The sequence below is a fragment of the Bacillus sp. FSL H8-0547 genome, from assembly GCA_038002745.1.
Lineage (GTDB): Bacteria > Bacillota > Bacilli > Bacillales > Bacillaceae > Bacillus_P.
Map to the genome: position 1 here is coordinate 3,254,646 of JBBODD010000001.1, position 20,151 is coordinate 3,274,796.

The window sequence follows — 20,151 nt, forward strand, 5'->3', positions numbered from 1 at the left end:
CTGCTGGTAGAATAGATGTATAGTGTGTATAAAGGAGATGCAACCAATGAATATTGATTTTAATATGTTTATGAACGATGTCGTTGCTCAGGCAAGAAAAGAGATTACGGCTGCAGGCTATACAGAGCTGAAAACACCTGAAGACGTTGAAGAAACGTTCAAAAAAGAGGGAACAACGCTTGTTATGATCAACTCCGTCTGCGGATGTGCCGGTGGAATTGCAAGACCGGCAGCTGCGCATTCCGTGCATTATGATAAACGTCCTGACCGACTTGTAACGGTTTTTGCCGGACAAGATAAAGAAGCGACTGCATACGCCCGAGACTTTTTTACGGGGTATCCGCCATCATCTCCGTCTTTTGCCCTGCTAAAAGATGGAAAACTCATGACTATGGTCGAGCGCCACGAAATTGAAGGACATGACCCGATGAGTGTTGTAGCAAAGCTTCAGGAAGCATTTGACCAATATTGCGAAGAAATCTAAACTGCCGCTTATGCGGCAGTTTTTTTGTGTGTAATTATATTTTTCCATAGTTTAACATTCTTTCTTACTATAATAATCTTGCATAAAAATAAATTATTAAAAGATATATTGCATAATTATAAGTCTGTGTTAAAATACATTTATTCGGATATTTATTCGCGAAAAAAGTCTTGTAAATTATTATTCTATAGAAGATAATATTATTAAATTTAGAATTTTAAGAAAATAACAAGGGGGAAGTAGAAATGAAGAAGTTTGCACTATTTTTGATTTCGATTTTGGTGATTGGAGTTCTTGCTGCCTGCGGTTCTTCGGAAACATCAGGCAAAGAGGAGAAAAAAGTCCTAAAAATGGCAACATCAGCCGATTATCCTCCATTTGAGTACATTGACACAGCAAAAGGAAGCGAAATTATCGGGTTTGACATCGATCTTGCAAAAGCAATCGGCAAAGAGCTTGGCTATGAAATTGAAGTTCAGGACATGGATTTCACAGGATTGATCCCTGCGCTTCAGGCCAACAAAGCTGACCTGGTTCTTGCAGGAATGACGCCTACTGAAGAACGTAAAAAGAGCGTTGATTTCTCAGACGTTTACTACACGGCAAAGCACATGATTGTGACTAAAAAGGGCAGCGGCATCAAGTCAGTTGAAGACCTTGAAGGCAAGACAGTAGGTGTACAGCTTGCATCCATTCAAGAAGGCAAAGCAGAAGAAATTGCTGAAACAGTGAACATCAAAGTAGAAAACCGCAACAGAATCCCTGAGCTGATCCAGGAAATGAAAGCCGGCCGCTTTGATGCAGCGATTATCGAAGATACTGTAGCAAAAGGCTACTTCAAAAATGACAAAGAGCTTGAAGGCACAGTCATTGAAGACGGTGAAACAGAAGAAGCAGGTTCAGCAATCGCATTCCCGAAAGACAGCAAATATGCTGAGGAATTCAACAAAGTGCTGAACGAAATGAAAGAAAACGGCGAACTTGAAAAGCTTGTCTTGAAATGGTTCGGCGGAGAAGAATAAGCAGTCCATTCAGGAAAACGTTCAACACAAGAATGTTGAACGTTTTTTTGTTTAACATGAGAAAGGAGTGTCGAAATCAATGAATCTGGATTTTCCGGCGATAGCGCCCTCGATACCGTTTATCCTTCAGGGGATTCCGGTAACACTTAAGATTGTCGGCCTTTCTGCACTGCTCGGTTTTACACTGGCTGTCATTCTTGCTCTCTTTAAAATCAGCAGAATCAAGCCGCTGATGTGGTTTGCGGATGCATATACATCCATTTTCCGCGGTACACCGCTTATCCTGCAATTATTGATTATTTATTACGGTGCGCCTCAGATACTGGGATTTGAAATTGATCCATATCCGGCTGCAGTCGCAACATTCGCTCTTAACTCAGGAGCCTATATTTCAGAAGTAATAAGAGCAGGCATCATGGCCATTGATAAAGGACAGCGTGAAGCGGCAATGGCTCTTGGCGTTCCTTATTCAAAGATGATGAAAGACATTATTTTCCCGCAGGCCATCAAAAACATTCTGCCTGCTTTAATGAACGAATTTATCACCCTTACAAAAGAATCAGCCATCGTGACGATTATCGGAGTACAGGATATTATGAGAAGCTCCTACATTGTCGGCGGCCAGACGTACCGTTATTTCGAGCCGATCTTAATTGCCGGACTCATCTATTATGTCATGGTTATTATTTTAACCGTTCTTGGCAAACTTGTTGAAAGGAGAATGGCGCGCAGTGATTAAAGTGGACAACCTTCATAAATCATTCGGAAAATTAGAAGTGCTGAAAGGCATCTCTACACACATTGCAGAAAAAGAAGTTGTGGCCATCATCGGCCCGTCCGGTTCAGGAAAATCCACCTTTTTACGGTGCATGAACAGGCTTGAGGATCCGACAAGCGGCCATATCTATATTAAAGACCAGGATATTACTAATCCGAAAACAGACATCAACAAAGTCCGCCAGAATGTCGGAATGGTGTTTCAGCATTTTCACTTGTTCCCTCATAAAACGGTTCTTGAGAATTTAACGTATGCTCCTCTTACCGTTAAAGGAACTTCAAAAAAAGAAGCAGAGGAACAGGGGCATGAACTGCTTAAGAAAGTCGGGCTCGCTGAAAAAGCGCATGAATATCCAAACCGACTCTCCGGCGGACAGAAACAGCGTGTTGCCATTGCAAGAGCACTGGCGATGAATCCTGAAGTCATGCTGTTTGATGAACCGACATCCGCTCTTGATCCTGAAATGGTCAAGGAAGTTCTCGAGGTCATGAAGAACCTCGCATTTTCAGGCATGACGATGGCGATCGTCACGCACGAGATGGGCTTTGCCAGAGAAGTTGCAGACAGGGTTCTTTTCCTTGATGAAGGAAGACTTGTAGAAGATGCTGCGCCAAAAGAGTTCTTTTCGAATCCAAAAACACAGCGTGCTCAAAACTTTCTTGAAAAAATGCTATAATAGCTTTTTAGAAAAAGATGATCATCATGATCATCTTTTTTATCTTTGTGCCTTCAATTGGGCACCGTATGAAAAAAGGATATGAAACCTCATATCACATGAAACGCAAGGGGAAGACACATGTTTAAAATTGGTTACCGCACACTCAAAACAGCACTTGGTGCAGCAATCGCCATCAGTCTTGCCGAGCTTTTCGGACTGCAGAATTTTGCATCTGCCGGCATCCTGACGATTCTATGCATCCAGGTGACGAAGAAAAAATCGCTTCAGACCTCATGGGCACGTTTTTTTGCCTGCCTGATCGCCATCTTATTTTCCTTTGTCTTTTTCGAAGGAATCGGCTATCATCCGTTAGTGATCGGCCTGCTACTCTTATTTTTTATTCCCGTTACCGTTCTTTTAAAAGCTAAAGAAGGAATTGTCACAAGCTCGGTCATTATTCTCCATCTCTACACAGCCTCGCACATTACATTTGATCTGGTCTTGAATGAGATTGCGCTGATTGCAACCGGCATAGGAGTAGCGCTTATCATGAACCTTTACATGCCGAGTGTAGATAAAAAGCTGAAAGAATATCAGCTGAAAATTGAGGACCGCCTCTCGAAAATCTTCCTTGAGATTGAGGAATACCTGCTTTCGCATGACAGTTCGTGGGATGGAAAGGAAATCACAGAAACAGCCGCCATCATCAACGAAGCAAAAACGCTCGCGTTCAGAGATGTAGAAAATCATTTTATGAGACATGAAAACCTCTACTATCATTATTTTAAAATGAGGGAAAAACAGTTTGAAATCATTGAGAGGGTACTCCCAATCATTGCCTCAATCAAAGTAACGGTCGATCAGGCGGAGATTGTGGCGGACTTTATCCGGGAAGTGAGAGAAGCGATCCACCCCGGCAACACCGCTCACAAATTTCTTATAAAGCTTGCTGAGATGAGAAAAATGTTTGAAGAAATGCCGCTCCCGGAAACCCGGGAAGAATTCGAGGCACGGGCCGCGCTCTTGCATTTTGTCCGTGAGATGGAACAATATCTTGTGATAAAAAGTCAATTTAAAGGCATGTCCCGCAAGAATGAAATGAAGCCTGCAGGAGCATCATAATTCAAAAAGGGTGATAGACTTTGAAAATGCTGTTCCTGCTCATAATGTTCCTGTCTCCGCTTTGGCCGCTCGGACAAAATCCATCAGTCGGCGATCCGTACCTCATCATTAATAAGCAGACGAACGAACTTGCTTACATTGATAACGGGCAGATTATTAAAACCTTTGATGTGGCAACAGGAAAAAACGATGATCTGACGCCTGAGGGAGAATTTACAATCACAGTTAAAGCGGCAGAGCCCTATTACCGGAAAAAAGATATCCCCGGCGGAGATCCGAAAAATCCTCTTGGCACAAGGTGGATCGGCTTTGACGCCGAAAACACAGATGGACGGATATACGGCATCCACGGCACAAACAACGAGGATTCCATCGGATCCTTCGTCACTCAGGGCTGTGTTCGCATGTACAACGAAGAAGTCGAGATCCTCTTTGAACACATTCCGGTTGGAACCAAAGTGTTTATCACAAAAAACGGCAAGTCCTTTGAAGAGATTGCAGCTGAAAAAGGGGCAATTAAAAAAGGTGATTCCTGAGAATCACCTTTTTTGCGTCCTTTAATCTGACTTTCGGAGCTGAACGGGCGGCTCCGCTTTTCTTATTAGAACCACATACTCATCCCAGCTAAAAGAGTAGTTGCCAGCATGACGAAGAGCATGAGATAGATAATGACTTTTTGAAATCGTTTAGACATGTCTTTCACTCCATTTCAGAGGGTTTGTCCTTCTATTCTAACGCGGATAGGAGGTACGGACAAGGGAGGAGATATGAACAAAGATGGACATTTTTGCCCGAAAAAGAAGGAATTTCGTCGATTGGCAAAGAAGTATGTCATGTTCACGATGTTAAGCGTTTTCATCATGAGGAGGGGAAGAAATGGTCAAAAAGGTCGATCACATTGGGGTAGCCGTCCATTCAATTGAAGCGGTGCTTCCTTTTTATCAGGAAACACTCGGGTTAAAGCTTGAAGGAATGGAAACGGTAGAAGAACAGGGAGTCAAAGTGGCTTTTCTGAAAGCAGGAGAAACGAAAATCGAGCTGCTTGAGCCGGTTTCAAAAGAAAGTGCTGTAGCCAGGTTCATTGAAAAGCGCGGAGAAGGCATACATCATTTGGCTTTGGCAGTAGATGATATAGGAATGAGGATTCATGAATTGAAAGAACACGGAATCAAAATGATAGATGAGACTCCAAGAAACGGTGCAGGCGGTGCCTCCATTGCTTTCCTGCATCCTAAAGCTGCAAATGGAGTGCTGGTTGAACTATGTGAAAAGAAAGGAGGAACGATATCATGAACATCGATATCTTTGATAAAATCAACGAGCTGTATGACCGGAGACGGGAAGTTGAGATGGGCGGCGGGGATGAGCGCATTGAAAAGCAGCACGAAAAGGGCAAGCTGACTGCACGGGAGAGAATAGACCTTTTGGTTGATGAAGGCACGTTCGTTGAAATGAATCCCTTCATTGAGCACCGCTGCAATGATTTCGGGCTGAGCGGGAAAAAAGGACCGGGCGACGGTGTCGTTACCGGCTATGGTAAAGTAAACGGCCGTCCGATTTATTTGTTCTCACAGGACTTCACGGTTTTTGGGGGAGCACTCGGAGAAATGCACGCCAAAAAGATTGCTGCAGTCATGGATCTTGCCGCAAAAAGCGGAACGCCGTTCGTCGGCCTGAATGACTCCGGAGGTGCCAGGATTCAGGAAGGTGTGGTATCATTAGATGGCTACGGGCAGATCTTTTACCGGAATACCATCTATTCGGGAGTCATTCCGCAAATATCTGTCATTCTCGGCCCCTGTGCCGGGGGAGCCGTATATTCTCCGGCAATCACCGATTTTGTGTTCATGGTCGAGAAAACAAGCCAGATGTTCATTACAGGGCCTAAGGTCATTGAGACCGTGACCGGAGAAAAAATCAGCTCGGAGGATCTGGGCGGGGCCAAAGTACATAATACGATCAGCGGGAATGCCCATTTTTCCGGACAGACGGAGGAAGAAGTGCTTTCCCAGGTGCGAAAATTACTTACATATTTGCCGCAGAACAACCAGGAAAAAACGCCGGTTTTGCCGCATGAAGAAGAGTCTGACTACAGGCCGAATCTGACGGACTGCATCCCGTTTGATGCTCTTAGACCCTATGATGTCAGAGTGGTTATTGAGGAAGTCGCGGATGCAGGATCTTTTTACGAGGTTCAAAAAGACTTTGCCAAAAACATTGTTGTCGGGTTTGCGCGCATTAAAGGAGAGGTTGTGGGCCTTGTCTGCAATCAGCCCAAATATATGGCAGGCGGGCTTGATATTGATTCATCCGATAAAGCATCCAGATTCATTCGCTTCTGCGATTCATTCCAGATTCCGCTTATTACATTTGAAGATGTAACAGGCTTTTTCCCGGGAATTAAACAGGAGCATGGGGGAATTATCCGCCACGGGGCAAAAATCTTATATGCATACTCAGAGGCGACGGTGCCAAAGCTTACGGTCATTCTCCGCAAAGCATACGGCGGAGCATATGTGGCGCTGAACAGCAAGTCGATCGGAGCGGATCTGGTTTTTGCATGGCCGAATGCCGAGATCGCTGTTATGGGTCCTCAGGGTGCTGCGAATATTATTTTTGCCAGAGAGATTGAAAACAGCGAGAATCCGGAAGAAACGCGGGCAGCCAAAATAGAGGAGTACCGCGAAAAATTCGCCAATCCTTATGTTGCAGCAAGCCAAGGGATGGTCGATGACGTGATTGACCCCCGCGATACAAGAATAAAGCTTATTCAGGCTCTCGAGATGCTGCGCACAAAGCAAGAGCAGCGTCCTGCCAAAAAACATGGAAACATTCCGCTTTAAGCCTAGGAGGAAACAAACATGATTAATCAAGAACGTTTAGTGAATGAGTTTTTAGAGCTTGTTCAAATTGATTCTGAAACAAAATTCGAAACAAAAATCGCCAAAGTCCTGACTGAAAAGTTTGAAGCACTTGGCGTGCGCGTTGAAGAAGATGATACAACAAGTATTACTGGACATGGTGCGGGCAACCTGATCTGCACGCTGGATGCTGTGCAGGACGGCATTGATCCGATTTATTTTACATCCCATATGGACACGGTCGTTCCGGGAAAAGGAATAAAACCTTCTATTAAAGACGGATACATTGTAACAGACGGCACAACGATTCTTGGGGCAGATGACAAAACGGGATTATCAGCCATGCTTGAGGCTGTGCGTGTGCTGAAAGAAAACAACATCGCTCACGGGAAAATTGAATTCATCATCACAGTTGGAGAAGAATCCGGTCTAGTAGGCGCAAAAGCGTTGGACGGATCTAAAGTGACGGCTAAATTCGGCTATGCCCTTGATAGTGACGGAAAAGTAGGAACCATTATTGTGGCTGCTCCGACACAAGCAAAAGTGAGAGCGTCTATTTTCGGCAAGACCGCCCACGCAGGCGTTGCACCGGAAAAGGGCATTTCTGCGATTACAATTGCTTCAAAAGCCATTGCAAAAATGCCGCTTGGAAGAATCGACCATGAAACAACAGCCAACATCGGCCGATTTGAAGGCGGCACGCAAACAAACATTGTGTGCGACCAAGTGAATATCCTGGCTGAAGCGAGATCACTCGTTCCGGAAAAAATGGAAGCTCAAACAGCTAAAATGAAAGAAGCATTCGAAAGTGCGGCGGCTGAAATGGGAGGCCGTGCAGAAGTTGAAATCGAAGTGATGTATCCGGGCTTTAAGTTTGGAGAGGGAGATCACGTTGTAGAAGTGGCAAAGCGCGCGGCAGCAAACATCGGCCGTACAAGCGAACTTCAGACAAGCGGCGGCGGAAGCGACGCCAACGTGATTGCCGGCTTTGACATCCCGACTGTCAACCTTGCTGTCGGATACGAAGACATCCACACGACAAATGAGAAGATGCCTATCGAAGAACTTGTCAAAACAGCCGAGCTTGTGGTATCAATAATTAAAGAAGTAGCTAAAAGCGAATAATTGAAAAAATGGCAGGCACATAGATTGTGTCTGCTGTTTTACATCATAGAAAGAGGTGCAGATCATGGGAAGAAGAGAAAAGGCAACATTTGCAGGAGGCTGTTTTTGGTGCATGGTGAAGCCGTTCGACGAACAGCCGGGCATTATTGATGTCGTTTCGGGCTATACGGGGGGAACACTTGAAAATCCGTCATATGAACAAATCAAAACAGGTGAAACAGGACACAGGGAAGCGGTTGAAATTACCTTTGATCCGGATGTCTTTTCCTATGACACCTTGCTTGAACTCTATTGGCCGCAGATTGATCCGACAGATGACGGCGGCCAGTTCTTCGACCGCGGCAGCCAGTACCGCACTGCCATTTTCTATCACACAGAAGAGCAAAAGCTGAAGGCTGAAAAAACAAAGCAGGAAATTGACGCAAGCGGACGCTTTCAAAAGCCTGTCGTGACAGAGATCCTGCCTGCTTCCCCATTTTATCCGGCAGAAGAATACCATCAGAAGTTCTATGCGAAAAACCCTGAAAAATACAAGCAGGAACGAGAAGAATCCGGAAGAGAAGAGTTTATCCGGAACAACTGGAAGAAATAAAGCAAGCAAGCCCTCTGTTCATCTGGACGGAGGGCTTTATCGATGTTCGGCTCTGTGTTTGTATAAGGTCTGCAATGGGTATTTTCCATATTAAGGAGAGTGATTACAATGAATACATTCAATGAAAGTGCCATTGCATCGTACGTGAGAACAAGAGCCGAAGAAAACTGCAAACTCCTCCAGGAGAACATGGAAGAGCTGGAAAGAGGAAAAATCCTCGGCAGAATGGAAGCCTACAATGAATTTCTGGAGCGGTTTGGATTTGATAAGGTAGAATGCAAGTAATCAGGGGCAAGCAGAGCACATCATTCTTGTAAGGGATGGTGTGTTTTTGAATTTCGGGAACGCGAGTCAATTTATAGTGAGAATCGTACCCTCGTAAATCAAGAAACGATGTGGGAGGGTAAGCAAAGAGGCAAATCCTACCCTCGGAAACCGAGAAACGATGTGGGAGGGTAAGCAAAGAGGCGAATCCTACCCTCGGAAACTGAGAAACGATGTGGGAGGGTAAGCAAAGAGGCAAATCGTCCCCTCGTAAATCAAGAAACGATGTGGGAGGGTAAGCAAAGAGGCGAATCCTACCCTCGTAAATCAAGAAATGATGTGGGAGGGTAAGCAAAGTGGCGAATCCTACCCTCGGAAACTGAGAAACGATGTGGGTGGGTAAGCAAATGGATGAATCGTCCCCTCGGAAACCGAGAAACGATGTGGGAGGGTAAGCAAATGGATGAATCGTCCCCTCGGAAACTGAGAAACGATGTGGGTGGGTAAGCAAATGGATGAATCGTCCCCTCGGAAACTGAGAAACGATGTGGGTGGGTAAGCAAAGTGGCGAATCGTACCCTCCGAAATTGAGAAACGATCTGCGAGGGTAAGCAAATATATAAACCGTGTTCTGCTTAAAGTCTATAAAAATCATGAGGAGTATAACATGAAACATTTTTTTCTGGGGTTTTTAATTTCAGGGTTTGGATCATTTCTCCTGATCGTATTGGGCCTGGCGCTCTTTGCAGAATTTTATCCTAATGAAGACCCGTCCGTAGGTGCCGGAGTTGGATTTGCAGTGGCATTTGGTTTCGTGTTTTCAGCACCGGTTGCTGCCATGATCGGGATTGTTGGAGGAGTGCTTACATATGGTTTCAAGGAGTACAATAAGAACTAACAAAACCCCCGGAACATTTTCCGGGGGCTCAACTTATTTATGCACTTGCTTTCATAACTTCATCCGCTTTAATCCGGTTGTACTGGCCTTCGGATTTTGACATCACAATGGCAGCGAGTGTATTGCCGACAAGGTTGACGACTGTACGGGCCATATCCATGATGCGGTCAACACCTGCAATGAAGGCAAGTCCTTCTGCAGGAATACCAATCGTTCCGAGAGTGGCAAGCAGAACGACAAAGGATGTTCCAGGAACGGCAGCCATCCCTTTAGACGTAACCATCAAGACTAAGATCAGCGTTAATTGCTGAACGATCGTTAATTCAATGCCGTAGACCTGTGCGAGGAACAAGGCAGCGATGGCCTGATAAAGCACTGATCCGTCAAGGTTAAAAGTGTATCCGATCGGAACGACGAAAGACACAATTCCTTTAGGGCATCCCATTTTTTCAAGCTTTTCCATGATGCGGGGAAGGACGGTTTCAGAGCTTGACGTACTAAATGCAAGCAGCAGCTCGTCCTTAATGTAGCGCAGCAGCATAAAGATATTGACGCCCGCCCATTTTGCCACTGCACCCAGCACGACAATCAGGAAGAAAATCAGTGCAGCGTATACTAATAGAACCAATTTTCCAAGAGACAGCAGTGAATCAATTCCAAATTTCGAAACGGTTACTCCAATCAGGGCAAACACGCCGAGTGGAGCCACTTTCATTACGAGATTTACGACGTGGAACATCGCGTGTGAAACACCGTCAAAGAATTGCAGGACGGGCTTTCCGCGTTCTCCGATGGCTGCTACGCCAAGGCCGAAGAGGACGGAGAAAAAGATGATGGCAAGCATATCGCCTTCTACGACGGATTTAAAGAAGTTCGTCGGCACGATATGAAGGAACGTTTCGGCAACCGATTTTTCACTTTGCTCCTCAGATGTGTCGACATACTGCTGGATATCTGTCTTTTGGGCAGATTCAAGGTCAACACCCTGTCCCGGCTGAAAGACGTTTGCAAGCAATACACCGAGGACAATTGCTACGGTTGTAATGATTTCAAAATAGAGAATGGTTTTTCCGCCGAGTCTTCCAACGTGTTTTCCATTCCCGGCACCCGCAACTCCAACAATCAGACTGGAGATAACAATCGGAATCACGATCATTTTGATCAAACGGAGAAACAAGTCACCAAGCGGCTGCAGCACAGCTGCAAGGCGAGGGTCATTAAACCAGACGACACCAACTAAAATACCTAAAATCAAACCAATGAAAATTTGGGAAGCCAGTCCCAAACGAAATTTCTTCATAGATGAACCTCCTCTTTGATGTAAGAATTCTGAAAATACAAAAAAAGACCAATCTAAAGTAAGAAAGGTCTTTAATACACAATTAAAGTCTTTCTCCCAATAAAGCATACGAGGTTAACTGTCGGATTCGGGATTGAGAGTTCCCTTCCATTTACGGATTCACCCCAAGGTAAGAGCCTTACCAAATGCATGATTCCCCCGCTCTGAAAAGATTAAGCTTATTATGAAGTTTTGTCTGTTTATAAAATCACACAAGATATAATTTACTCTGAATGCAGACAAGTTGTCAATTGTTTTTTACTAGCATTCAGCCTGGACGATACGCTCAGTTGGTACTTCTCATTAGGGTTATGGTAAACTTTTAACATAAAAGAGCCTTGAAAGAAGTTGAATGGAAATGAACGGACGAAGCGGTCCAAGAGTGATTCTCCATGTGGATATGAACAGTTTTTACGCATCAGTTGAGATGGCGTTTGAGCCTGAGCTGAGGGGGAAACCGCTCGCCATTGCCGGAAATGTGGAAGAACGTAAGGGGATTGTTGTCACGTGCAGTTATGAGGCAAGAGCCAGGGGCGTGAAAACAACCATGCCGTTGTGGCAGGCGAAGCGCCATTGTCCCGAACTGATTGTCAGGAAGCCGAATTTTGACCGGTACCGGAAGGCATCAAGAGCGATGTTCGACCTGTTAAGAGAATTTACCGAGCTGGTTGAGCCTGTCTCTATTGATGAAGGGTATATGGATTTGACGGAATATCTGAAGGAAGGCAATCCGCTTCAAGTGGCAAAAACGATTCAGCAGCGATTGCTTGAAGAGCTGCTTCTGCCATCAAGTATTGGCATTGCCCCGAATAAGTTCCTTGCCAAGATGGCTTCCAATATGAAAAAGCCACTGGGCATCACCGTCCTCAGAAAACGGGAGCTTCACGAGACACTGTGGCCGCTTCCAGCAGGCGAGATGCACGGAGTGGGAGAAAAAACGGCAGAAAAACTCCGCACCATTGGCATTCAGACGATCAAAGATCTGGCTGAAGCTGATCCGATTTCATTGAAACAGCTCCTGGGCATTAACGGTGAACGGCTGAAAAAAAGGGCAAACGGTATAGACAGCAGGGAAGTCAACCCGGACAGCATCCATGATTTTAAGAGCATTGGGAATTCTACCACTCTCTCCAAAGATTCAAGTGATGTTCGCGTCCTGTACGATACTCTGAACCGCCTTTCCCAGTCCGTCAGCATGCGGATGAAACGGAAAGAGGTGCTTGGAACAAAGATCTTTATTACGATCCGCTACTCAGACAGAAGCACATTTACCCGCAGCCGGACAGTCAATAATCCACTTGGTGAAAAGGAAGAGCTGTACACTCACGCAAAAGAGATTTTTGACAGGCACTGGACGGGAGATCCCGTACGTTTGCTTGGGGTTACGTGCCAGGACCTTGTGCCAAAAGGAGCTGCCTATAAACAGCTGGATCTGTTTTCTTTTCAGGAGGATGCAAAAAAAGAGCCTCTATTTAAAACGATTGAGGACATTCAGAAAAAATTTGGAGAAAGTGTCATTAAACGCGGGATGAAAGCGGTCCGCCTGGAAGATGATAATACGGGCGGGACAAGTTTCAATAAAGATTTTTTAAGGGAATGAGACAAGGCGCTATCCTTGATAAAAGCAAGGGCACTGTGTTATTTTACAGAAGGAATGCATATTCATGCGAACAACGATATTTGGGACAGAAAGGGAGTAAAAACATGTCTAAACAGCAAATTGGCGTCATCGGTTTAGCCGTCATGGGCAAAAACCTCGCTCTTAATATAGAAAGCCGCGGCTATTCGGTATCCGTATATAACCGCTCTGCAGATAAAACAGAAGAAATGCTGAAAGAACACAGCGGCAAGAACCTGACAGGTACATACAGCATTGAAGAATTTGTTCAGTCTCTTGAAACACCGCGCAAAATTCTTCTTATGGTAAAAGCCGGTTTTGCAACAGATGCAACAATCGAGCAGCTTCTTCCACATCTTGATAAAGGCGATATTCTGATCGACGGCGGAAATACGCTGTACACAGATACACAGCGCAGAAACAAAGAGCTTGCTGAAAGCGGCATTCACTTTATCGGCACCGGCGTTTCAGGCGGAGAGGAAGGAGCCCTTAAAGGACCTTCGATCATGCCTGGCGGACAAAAGGAAGCATTTGAGCTTGTAAAGCCGATTTTTGAAGCGATATCTGCAAAAGTGGACGGAGATCCATGTACAACTTATATCGGTCCGGACGGTGCCGGCCATTATGTGAAAATGGTGCATAACGGCATTGAGTACGGCGATATGCAGCTGATTTCAGAAGCGTATTTCATCCTTAAAAATGTTCTTGGCCTATCTGCACAGGAACTGCATGAAGTATTTGCCGAGTGGAATAAAGGCGAGCTTGACAGCTATCTGATTGAAATCACGGCTGACATTTTCACAAAAACAGATGATGAAACAGGCAAGCCGCTTGTTGATGTGATTCTTGATACAGCAGGACAAAAAGGAACTGGAAAATGGACAAGCAAAAGTGCCCTTGATTTAGGTGTTCCGCTTCCGATTATTACGGAATCCGTGTTTGCCCGCTTCATCTCTGCCATGAAAGATGAGCGTGTAAAAGCGAGCGGCATTCTTTCGGGTCCTTCTGTTACACCATTTGAAGGCGACAAAAAAGAACTGATTGAAGTTGTCCGCAAAGCGCTTTATATGAGTAAAATCTGCTCGTATGCACAAGGTTTTGCCCAAATGAGAGCAGCTTCTGAGGAATACAACTGGGATCTTCAGTACGGCGACATCGCGATGATTTTCAGAGGCGGATGCATCATCCGTGCAGCCTTCCTTCAAAAAATCAAAGATGCGTATGACCGCGACGGCGAGCTTGCGAATCTTCTGCTTGACCCTTACTTCAAAGAGATCGCAGAAAGCTACCAGGGAGCTCTACGCAAAGTGCTGACAGTTGCTATTGAGCAGGGTGTTCCGGTACCAAGCTTCTCGGCTGCCCTTTCCTATTACGACAGCTACCGCACGGCTACATTGCCTGCCAACCTTATTCAGGCGCAGCGCGACTACTTCGGAGCGCACACTTACCAGCGTACAGACAAAGAAGGCATTTTCCATACAGAATGGATGTCTAAGTAAAAACAGAACACGGGGCCTTGTGCTCCGTGTTTTTTACTGTTTCTAAACCGGTGAATCGGGGTAAAATGTTACGGATAAGAAAAGAACGGGGTGAATAGTGATGCTTTATTTATTGGCAATTTTACTGCCGCCTGTGGCTGTGCTGTTTGTCGGCAGACCGTTTCAGGCGCTGCTTAACCTGATTTTAACACTCATTTTTTATCTTCCTGGAGCCATACACGCCGTGCTCGTCGTGAAGGATGCAAAGGATGAAAAGCGGATGAAAAAGTACGGAGTGAGGTAACTTAAAAAAAATGCTGACTTTGCAGGAAATTAGCCCGCCTCTAGAGAAATAGAGTGGCGGGCTTAATTTGCTTCCTTAAAAAATGTGTGGCAAGCGAAAAGGAATCATGCTATGATAATAACGAACAAGTGTTCTTGTTAAAATTATGACGATGAGGTGTAACATGATCACATCAGTAAATCCTTACATTGTAACAAATGGAAATGGTCAAGATGCAGTGAAGTTTTATGTGGATGCATTAAATGCTGAACTTGTTTCGATTCAAACATTCGGGGAAATGCCGGAGGATCCGAATCATCCCATTCCCGCTGATGCAAAGGACCGTGTGATGAATGCACAGTTTAAGACCGGCAATACACTCATGATGCTGTCAGATACGTTCCCTGGAATGCCTTATACTCTCGGTTCGCAGCTTTCCATCGCGATTCATATCGATTCAGCAGACGCAGCCAAAGATGTATTTGAAAAGCTTTCTGCAGGCGGAAATGTCACAATGCCTCTACAGGAAACATTCTGGAGTCCGGCATACGGACAGGTTAAAGACAAATATGGTGTTGAATGGCAAGTATCTGCTGTTAAAGAAAACGAATAATAAGCCTAAAAGAAAGCCCTTCTTGGTTAAGAAGGGTTTTCTTCTTTATACAGGAATGATTAAAGCAAATCGTTTGACTGTACAGGCTGTAAGAGTATATATTTCTTTAGGTATACGAAATAATAAACTGAAGGCGGGATAGTGTGTCAACGAAAATTGAAGAAAGACCGCCGGCAGTTCCTGGCTTAAAACATGAAAATAAAATTGTCTGGCTCTGGAGCTTAACAGTCTGGCTTGTCGTCATGAATACGACCATGTTTAACGTGGCGCTGCCGAGCGTACTGAGTGATCTGAGTCTCTCATCTGCTACAGCTTCATGGATTGTCTCCGGATATTCCATTGCTTTTGCCATTTCGACGCTGACTTACAGCAGACTGTCGGATTTCATTCCCATTTCGAGGCTTCTCGCAATCGGACTTGCGATGCTTGGTGCAGCCTCTGTCATTGGATTTTTCTCTGAAAGTTTTTATCTTCTCTTGTTTGCCCGGGTTCTCCAGGCTGCAGGAGCGGGAGCCGTACCGGGACTTGCCATGGTTCTTGCCGGAAAATATATTCCGATTTCAAGAAGAGGCAAGGCGATGTCGCTGATTTCTTCTGCCGCATCGCTTGGTTTTGGACTTGGTCCGGTCATCGGTGGAGCCATTACCACCTATCTTGGATGGAATTATCTATTTGTGATCACGGCATTTGTTGTGCTGTTTCTACCGGTTTTCAAGAATCTTCTTCCAAAAGAAGATGTACAGAAGGTGCACTTTGATTCTGTCGGCGGATTGCTGACAGGTCTTGGAGTAACAGGCCTGCTGCTCTTTTTATCCACCTTGTCTGTGCCTCTTCTGATCGGTTCGCTTGCGGTCCTGTATCTCTTGTGGAGGCATGTCCATAAAGTAAGCATGCCGTTTGTACAGCCTTCGCTGTTCAAAAACAGACAGTATGTAAAGCTTGCCGCATCCGCCTTTGCAGGATTTATCCTGCACTTTTCAGCACTCTTTATGATGCCGATGATCTTAACGGAACTGTATGAAAAAGATCCTGCCGCCATTGGACTGATCATTTTTCCCGGTGCCATACTCTCGGCAGTTGCAGCACAGTTTATTGGCCGGCTGATTGACAAATTCGGAAATATTCCGCTTATCTCCTTTGGTCATGTGATGCTGCTGATTTCACTGCTGATTTTGTCTTTATTCGCAGGATTATCACCATATGCCATTATGATTGCATACATGTTCATGAGCACAGGATTCTCAAGCCTGACGTCGAGCATTGCCAATGAGGCATCCCGAATTCTTCCTGAAGATGAAATTGGATCAGGCATGGGACTCATGCAGCTGATCCAGTTTTTCGGCGGTGCCTTCGGAGTCGCGCTGTCAGGTTTATTGATAGGATGGCAGCAGAATGTCCCGGCTGCATCTGTTTATACGAACATCTTTTGGGGAATGACGCTGCTGATCGGAGCTTCAAGCGTGCTTTTCTTATCGTATGTTCGAAAAGATAGAAAACTGCAGCACAGCTGAATAGATGATAGCGCTGTGCAGCGAGACTGAGAAATAGTTAAGATGAACGAACTAGGAAGTAACTAGTTCGTTTTTTTGTCTTGATGGACTTTTAGGTTGTTGACCTGGACCCTTAATTCTGATGCCACAGCCGGAGTGCCGCCACTTTATACAGAAGTGAATCCTCATTTGTGGCGTCATTCAGCGAAGTGTCACCTCTGAAAATTTCAAAATTATCTGCATTTAACGTGGTCAATATGTGATAATATAAAGTGAAAAATCACAATGATCGCGTGGAGATACATGTGGAATCTAACATTCAGTTGTACGAAAAAGAATCAAGGATGTTCCAGCCAGCCCGTCATTTTCATTTGTGTATGGAAGAAATGAAGGGCGTCTCGCAGCACGGTGCTGACATTGCTGAGAAATGGCTGGATGTATTTACCCGCATCCTGGCTAAAGAAGAATACCCTGTTGTCCACCCAATTGGCCAAGAAACATTTTCACTGTATGCGGAATATGAAACTGGAGTATTTGAATACGCTCTAGACATAGATGGAGCAACATCATATATAATTAAAAATGGACTTAAAGCAGAAATTTTTGAGCCTTCCCGCATCATCCACGCAGTTGATCAAGGGAATGTAAATACTGATCCTGCGCGGATAAAGCCCAATCACAAAAATCCTGTCATGATCCTTCAAAGCAGTTTGCTGACAAACGGTAAACCTTATTGCATAAATGGAAACCACCGTCTGACTGAAGCCTATAAATCGGGCTATCAGCATATACAGGTGTATGTTTTCAGAGAAATGGAAGTAGTTCCTCTTTTTTATGACACACTTAGTAAAGCTGCTTATTTTCTTGAGATTGACCGCAGACAAATTGCCGGGGACCTGCCAGCAGGAAAAAATGGGAAGTCTCCGATGGTCAATTACTTTCTCGGAAAAAGCTGAAAATAGAAGGATTTCTTTATCTGGAAAGGATGAGTTCCATTGTAAACACACTTTCACTTACTACTTAAACATATTTTAAGACAAGTGAAGGTGATTGACAGGTGAAAAACCATTCGTTTCATTTTTTGTGGATTGGCCAGGGTTTTGCCAATGCTGCAGATGTATTCTATATCGTAGCCTTGTTAAGTTACATGTATTCCGTCTCAGGCTCAATCGCAATGACAGCAGCTGTTCCGTTTGCTGTAACGCTGTCAAGGTTCGCAGGCGGGGTGACAGCTCCGTTCATTATTGACCGATTCTCTTATAAAACCATTCTTGTATACTCTCAACTGATTAAGACGTTGTTCTTACTCATGCTTGCTGTTTGCTTAACTCTGTTTCCGGGGGAAAGGATCCTTACGGTTTTTCCTCTAATTTCAGTCATAGCTTTTTTCGACGGGTGGGCTGTGCCGATCAGAAATTCGCTCATTCCGTATTTAGTTCCAGAGGACCGCATCGTCCGCGTGAATGGATTTATGGCGGTTGTAGATCAACTTGTTCAGCTTGGGAGCTGGCCGCTTGGAAGTATCGCGGTTTCGCTTGTCGGCGGAAAAGAAGTATTATATTTCTCTGTGCTGCTTTTTGCCGGATCAACCATTATGATGTCATTCATACAGATGCCGCATATCAATGAAGGCAGAAACGAAAAGAAAGGAAAAACGAAGTGGAGTTCCATGCAGGAGGGCTGGAAAGCGATTTGGAAAACCCCGTCCCTGCGGGTCATTTCTGTCGTTGATTTCTTCGATTCTATAACACAAGTCGTATGGATTGCTGCTGTTCTACTTGTTTATGTGGAAGAAGTGCTGAGCAAAGGTGAAGCATGGTGGGGGTATTTGAACTCAGCATACTTTGCGGGTTTGATTTTAGGCGGGCTTTTATGTATAAGATTTGAATCCATTCTAAAAAAGTCAATTCGCTATGCAATCATTGCAGGTTCAACAGCCGGGGGGATCTTAACCCTTTTGTTCGGCTTCACAACAGCGGGGACCGCAGCGCTTCTGATTTCATTCCTTGTGGGAATAGGGAGTGAAATCAAGTTGATCGGACAAATCACGCTTATACAAAATCACTCAGAAAAAAAGCTTCTGCCGAAAGTGTTTGCAGCCAGAGACGCTATCTTAACTGGTGTTTTCGGCATTTCCAGTCTGCTGTACGGCATGATAGCTGAAGCTTACGGCATTACCATCCTGTTTGTGCTGTCTTCCGTTATATTGATTGGTACAGGGGTGTATTCTTTTACTTTGAGAAAGTATGTAAGATTTATAGAACCTGATAAGACTATTTCCTCTTCCTTCCTTTAAGGGTAATAATGAATTAAAAAAGATGATTTCATTATGAAATCATCTTTTTTGGTCTTTTTATGCCAGCAGGCCGTCAGCCTCAAGCTGCTCGTTCTGATCAATCAAAGTCTCTTTAAGGCTTCTGTAAGTCATGCCCAATTCATTTATGCTTTTTCTGTTATCAAAGCGGGCGTTTACTCCAACGTTTTTGTTGACATACTTCCGAGTCAGACCTACTTTAGGTGCAATCAGCCAGATGAGCGGTTTTGGCACTTCTCGTTTAGGAAGAGAATAGTGATTTGGGCGGTTCTCTTCAAATATCCGTGCCATATCAAGCAGGGAGGCCTCTTCATTTGAAATCAGGTATCTGCCCTTTGCAGATTCTGTGAAGGCTGCAAGCACATGGGCTTTTGCGACATCGCGCACATCAACGGTTCCGTTGATTAAGTTGGGAACACCGCTTTTAAATCCGCCTTTCAGAAGGTCGAGAATCGTACTGATGCTCGTTGAATCTGACCGTTTAGAAAGCGAAGGACCAAGAACAAAGGTTGGGTTAATAGTGACTAAATCAAAATGCTGCTTGTCCGCCATTTCCCAGGCCGCCTTTTCAGCGAGTGTTTTTGAGTAGCTGTATGGCTGATGGGAAACACTGCTTGTTGTGTTCCAATCCTTTTCATTAAACGAGGACCTGCCCTCCATATCCGCATTATCCCCAAAAATGGCCACTGCACTGCTCGTAAGGACAACCCGTTTCACTTCAGGTGAACGTCTGACAGACTCCAGAACGTTTTTCGTGCCTTCCAAAGCCGGTTCAATCAAGTCCTTTTGAGCATCTTTAAATCCGCTGATGAAAAAAGGAGAAGCGGTATGAAAAACATATTCAGAGCCTTTCACGGCTTCATCAAAGCTTCCTTTTTTCAGTAAATCCGCCTCATAGACTGTCAGTTTTCCGGCAGATTGTTTCTCCGCATCCAGGAGATGCTGGTATTTCTCTGTCTTCGCTGCATCGCGGACAGTAATTCTTACATCATGGCCGCCATCAAGCAGCTCTTTAACGACCCAGGCTGCAACATAGCCGGTTCCGCCTGTGACAAGTACGGTTTTCTTCATTACTAAGATCATCCTTCCAACTACTATATGTTTAAGTGTTTAAACATATAGTAATATTTGTAGGTGGTTCTGTCAACGAATATGATTAAAGCCAGCTCAGCAAAAACAGTATGAGTGAGTTTATGGTAGTATATAAGTGTA

General features: G+C 44.7%; 22 protein-coding genes and 1 riboswitch. Of the genes, 19 read left to right on the forward strand and 3 right to left on the reverse strand.

Translation table 11 applies throughout. The annotated features are described in order from the left end of the window. The first annotated feature begins 46 nt into the window (after positions 1-46). The 6 genes from MHB63_16105 (at position 47) to MHB63_16130 (ending at position 4,600) form a co-directional block, all read left to right on the forward strand. Entirely contained in the window at positions 47-484 is a 438-nt protein-coding gene (locus MHB63_16105) for a BrxA/BrxB family bacilliredoxin (protein MEK3808043.1), read from the forward strand. Positions 485-729: 245 nt separating this feature from the next. Continuing rightward, positions 730-1,506: a transporter substrate-binding domain-containing protein gene (locus MHB63_16110; protein ID MEK3808044.1), complete on the forward strand. Its 777-nt coding sequence runs from the start codon at positions 730-732 to the stop codon at positions 1,504-1,506. Positions 1,507-1,585: 79 nt separating this feature from the next. Next, complete coding sequence (locus MHB63_16115; protein ID MEK3808045.1) at positions 1,586-2,245, forward strand: amino acid ABC transporter permease; 660 nt, start codon at positions 1,586-1,588, stop codon at positions 2,243-2,245. After that, a complete protein-coding gene (locus MHB63_16120; protein MEK3808046.1) occupies positions 2,238-2,960 on the forward strand; it encodes an amino acid ABC transporter ATP-binding protein in 723 nt (240 codons plus the stop codon). The genes MHB63_16115 and MHB63_16120 overlap by 8 nt, the downstream gene beginning before the upstream one ends. 120 nt (positions 2,961-3,080) lie before the next feature. After that, on the forward strand, positions 3,081-4,064 hold the full coding sequence (locus MHB63_16125; protein MEK3808047.1) for an aromatic acid exporter family protein: 984 nt from the start codon (positions 3,081-3,083) through the stop codon (positions 4,062-4,064). Between the two features lie 20 nt (positions 4,065-4,084). Beyond that, positions 4,085-4,600, forward strand: coding sequence for a L,D-transpeptidase (locus MHB63_16130; protein ID MEK3808048.1), 516 nt, complete (start codon positions 4,085-4,087; stop codon positions 4,598-4,600). 65 nt (positions 4,601-4,665) lie between these two features. On the opposite strand, the gene prli42 is transcribed toward MHB63_16130, so the two are convergent. Further along, positions 4,666-4,758 carry a stressosome-associated protein Prli42 gene (gene prli42 / locus MHB63_16135; protein MEK3808049.1) on the reverse strand — a complete coding sequence of 31 codons (93 nt, stop codon included), beginning with the start codon at positions 4,756-4,758 and terminating at the stop codon, positions 4,666-4,668. A gap of 182 nt (positions 4,759-4,940) precedes the next feature. On the opposite strand from prli42, the gene mce reads away from it, so the two are divergent. The 6 genes from mce to MHB63_16165 all read left to right on the forward strand — a co-directional run bounded on the left by mce (position 4,941) and on the right by MHB63_16165 (position 9,804). Next, positions 4,941-5,357 carry a methylmalonyl-CoA epimerase gene (gene mce, locus MHB63_16140; GenBank protein ID MEK3808050.1) on the forward strand — a complete coding sequence of 139 codons (417 nt, stop codon included), beginning with the start codon at positions 4,941-4,943 and terminating at the stop codon, positions 5,355-5,357. Between the two features lie 2 nt (positions 5,358-5,359). Then, positions 5,360-6,907 carry an acyl-CoA carboxylase subunit beta gene (locus MHB63_16145; protein MEK3808051.1) on the forward strand — a complete coding sequence of 516 codons (1,548 nt, stop codon included), beginning with the start codon at positions 5,360-5,362 and terminating at the stop codon, positions 6,905-6,907. A gap of 18 nt (positions 6,908-6,925) precedes the next feature. Next, positions 6,926-8,050 (forward strand): M20/M25/M40 family metallo-hydrolase, encoded by a 1,125-nt coding sequence (locus tag MHB63_16150; GenBank protein MEK3808052.1) that lies wholly within the window; start codon positions 6,926-6,928, stop codon positions 8,048-8,050. A 64-nt stretch (positions 8,051-8,114) separates the two neighbouring features. After that, positions 8,115-8,642: a peptide-methionine (S)-S-oxide reductase MsrA gene (gene msrA, locus MHB63_16155; GenBank protein MEK3808053.1), complete on the forward strand. Its 528-nt coding sequence runs from the start codon at positions 8,115-8,117 to the stop codon at positions 8,640-8,642. Positions 8,643-8,750: 108 nt separating this feature from the next. Continuing rightward, positions 8,751-8,927, forward strand: a complete 177-nt coding sequence (locus tag MHB63_16160; protein ID MEK3808054.1) for a hypothetical protein — start codon at positions 8,751-8,753, stop codon at positions 8,925-8,927. 646 nt (positions 8,928-9,573) lie between these two features. Continuing rightward, positions 9,574-9,804: a hypothetical protein gene (locus tag MHB63_16165; GenBank protein MEK3808055.1), complete on the forward strand. Its 231-nt coding sequence runs from the start codon at positions 9,574-9,576 to the stop codon at positions 9,802-9,804. Positions 9,805-9,841: 37 nt separating this feature from the next. Here the strand turns inward: MHB63_16165 and MHB63_16170 are convergent, their stop codons facing one another. Next, entirely contained in the window at positions 9,842-11,104 is a 1,263-nt protein-coding gene (locus MHB63_16170; protein ID MEK3808056.1) for a cation:dicarboxylase symporter family transporter, read from the reverse strand. Positions 11,105-11,192: 88 nt separating this feature from the next. Beyond that, positions 11,193-11,333: riboswitch (cyclic di-AMP (ydaO/yuaA leader) on the reverse strand. Between the two features lie 168 nt (positions 11,334-11,501). Between MHB63_16170 and MHB63_16175 the strand changes: the two genes are divergently transcribed. The 7 genes from MHB63_16175 (at position 11,502) to MHB63_16205 (ending at position 18,921) form a co-directional block, all read left to right on the forward strand. After that, positions 11,502-12,743 (forward strand): DNA polymerase IV, encoded by a 1,242-nt coding sequence (locus MHB63_16175; GenBank protein ID MEK3808057.1) that lies wholly within the window; start codon positions 11,502-11,504, stop codon positions 12,741-12,743. Between the two features lie 104 nt (positions 12,744-12,847). After that, positions 12,848-14,260, forward strand: a complete 1,413-nt coding sequence (gene gndA / locus MHB63_16180) for an NADP-dependent phosphogluconate dehydrogenase (GenBank protein MEK3808058.1) — start codon at positions 12,848-12,850, stop codon at positions 14,258-14,260. Positions 14,261-14,360: 100 nt separating this feature from the next. Continuing rightward, the gene (locus MHB63_16185; protein ID MEK3808059.1) at positions 14,361-14,543 is read left to right on the forward strand and encodes a YqaE/Pmp3 family membrane protein; all 183 of its coding nucleotides are present in this window, start codon (positions 14,361-14,363) and stop codon (positions 14,541-14,543) included. 163 nt (positions 14,544-14,706) lie between these two features. Continuing rightward, positions 14,707-15,135: a VOC family protein gene (locus MHB63_16190; GenBank protein ID MEK3808060.1), complete on the forward strand. Its 429-nt coding sequence runs from the start codon at positions 14,707-14,709 to the stop codon at positions 15,133-15,135. A 143-nt stretch (positions 15,136-15,278) separates the two neighbouring features. Beyond that, entirely contained in the window at positions 15,279-16,646 is a 1,368-nt protein-coding gene (locus MHB63_16195) for an MFS transporter (GenBank protein MEK3808061.1), read from the forward strand. A 284-nt stretch (positions 16,647-16,930) separates the two neighbouring features. Further along, positions 16,931-17,581 carry a hypothetical protein gene (locus tag MHB63_16200; GenBank protein MEK3808062.1) on the forward strand — a complete coding sequence of 217 codons (651 nt, stop codon included), beginning with the start codon at positions 16,931-16,933 and terminating at the stop codon, positions 17,579-17,581. A gap of 101 nt (positions 17,582-17,682) precedes the next feature. Next, the gene (locus MHB63_16205; protein MEK3808063.1) at positions 17,683-18,921 is read left to right on the forward strand and encodes an MFS transporter; all 1,239 of its coding nucleotides are present in this window, start codon (positions 17,683-17,685) and stop codon (positions 18,919-18,921) included. Positions 18,922-18,978: 57 nt separating this feature from the next. Here MHB63_16205 and MHB63_16210 read toward each other — a convergent pair whose 3' ends face one another. Then, positions 18,979-20,010 carry an aldehyde reductase gene (locus tag MHB63_16210; GenBank protein ID MEK3808064.1) on the reverse strand — a complete coding sequence of 344 codons (1,032 nt, stop codon included), beginning with the start codon at positions 20,008-20,010 and terminating at the stop codon, positions 18,979-18,981. Between the last annotated feature and the right edge of the window lie 141 nt (positions 20,011-20,151).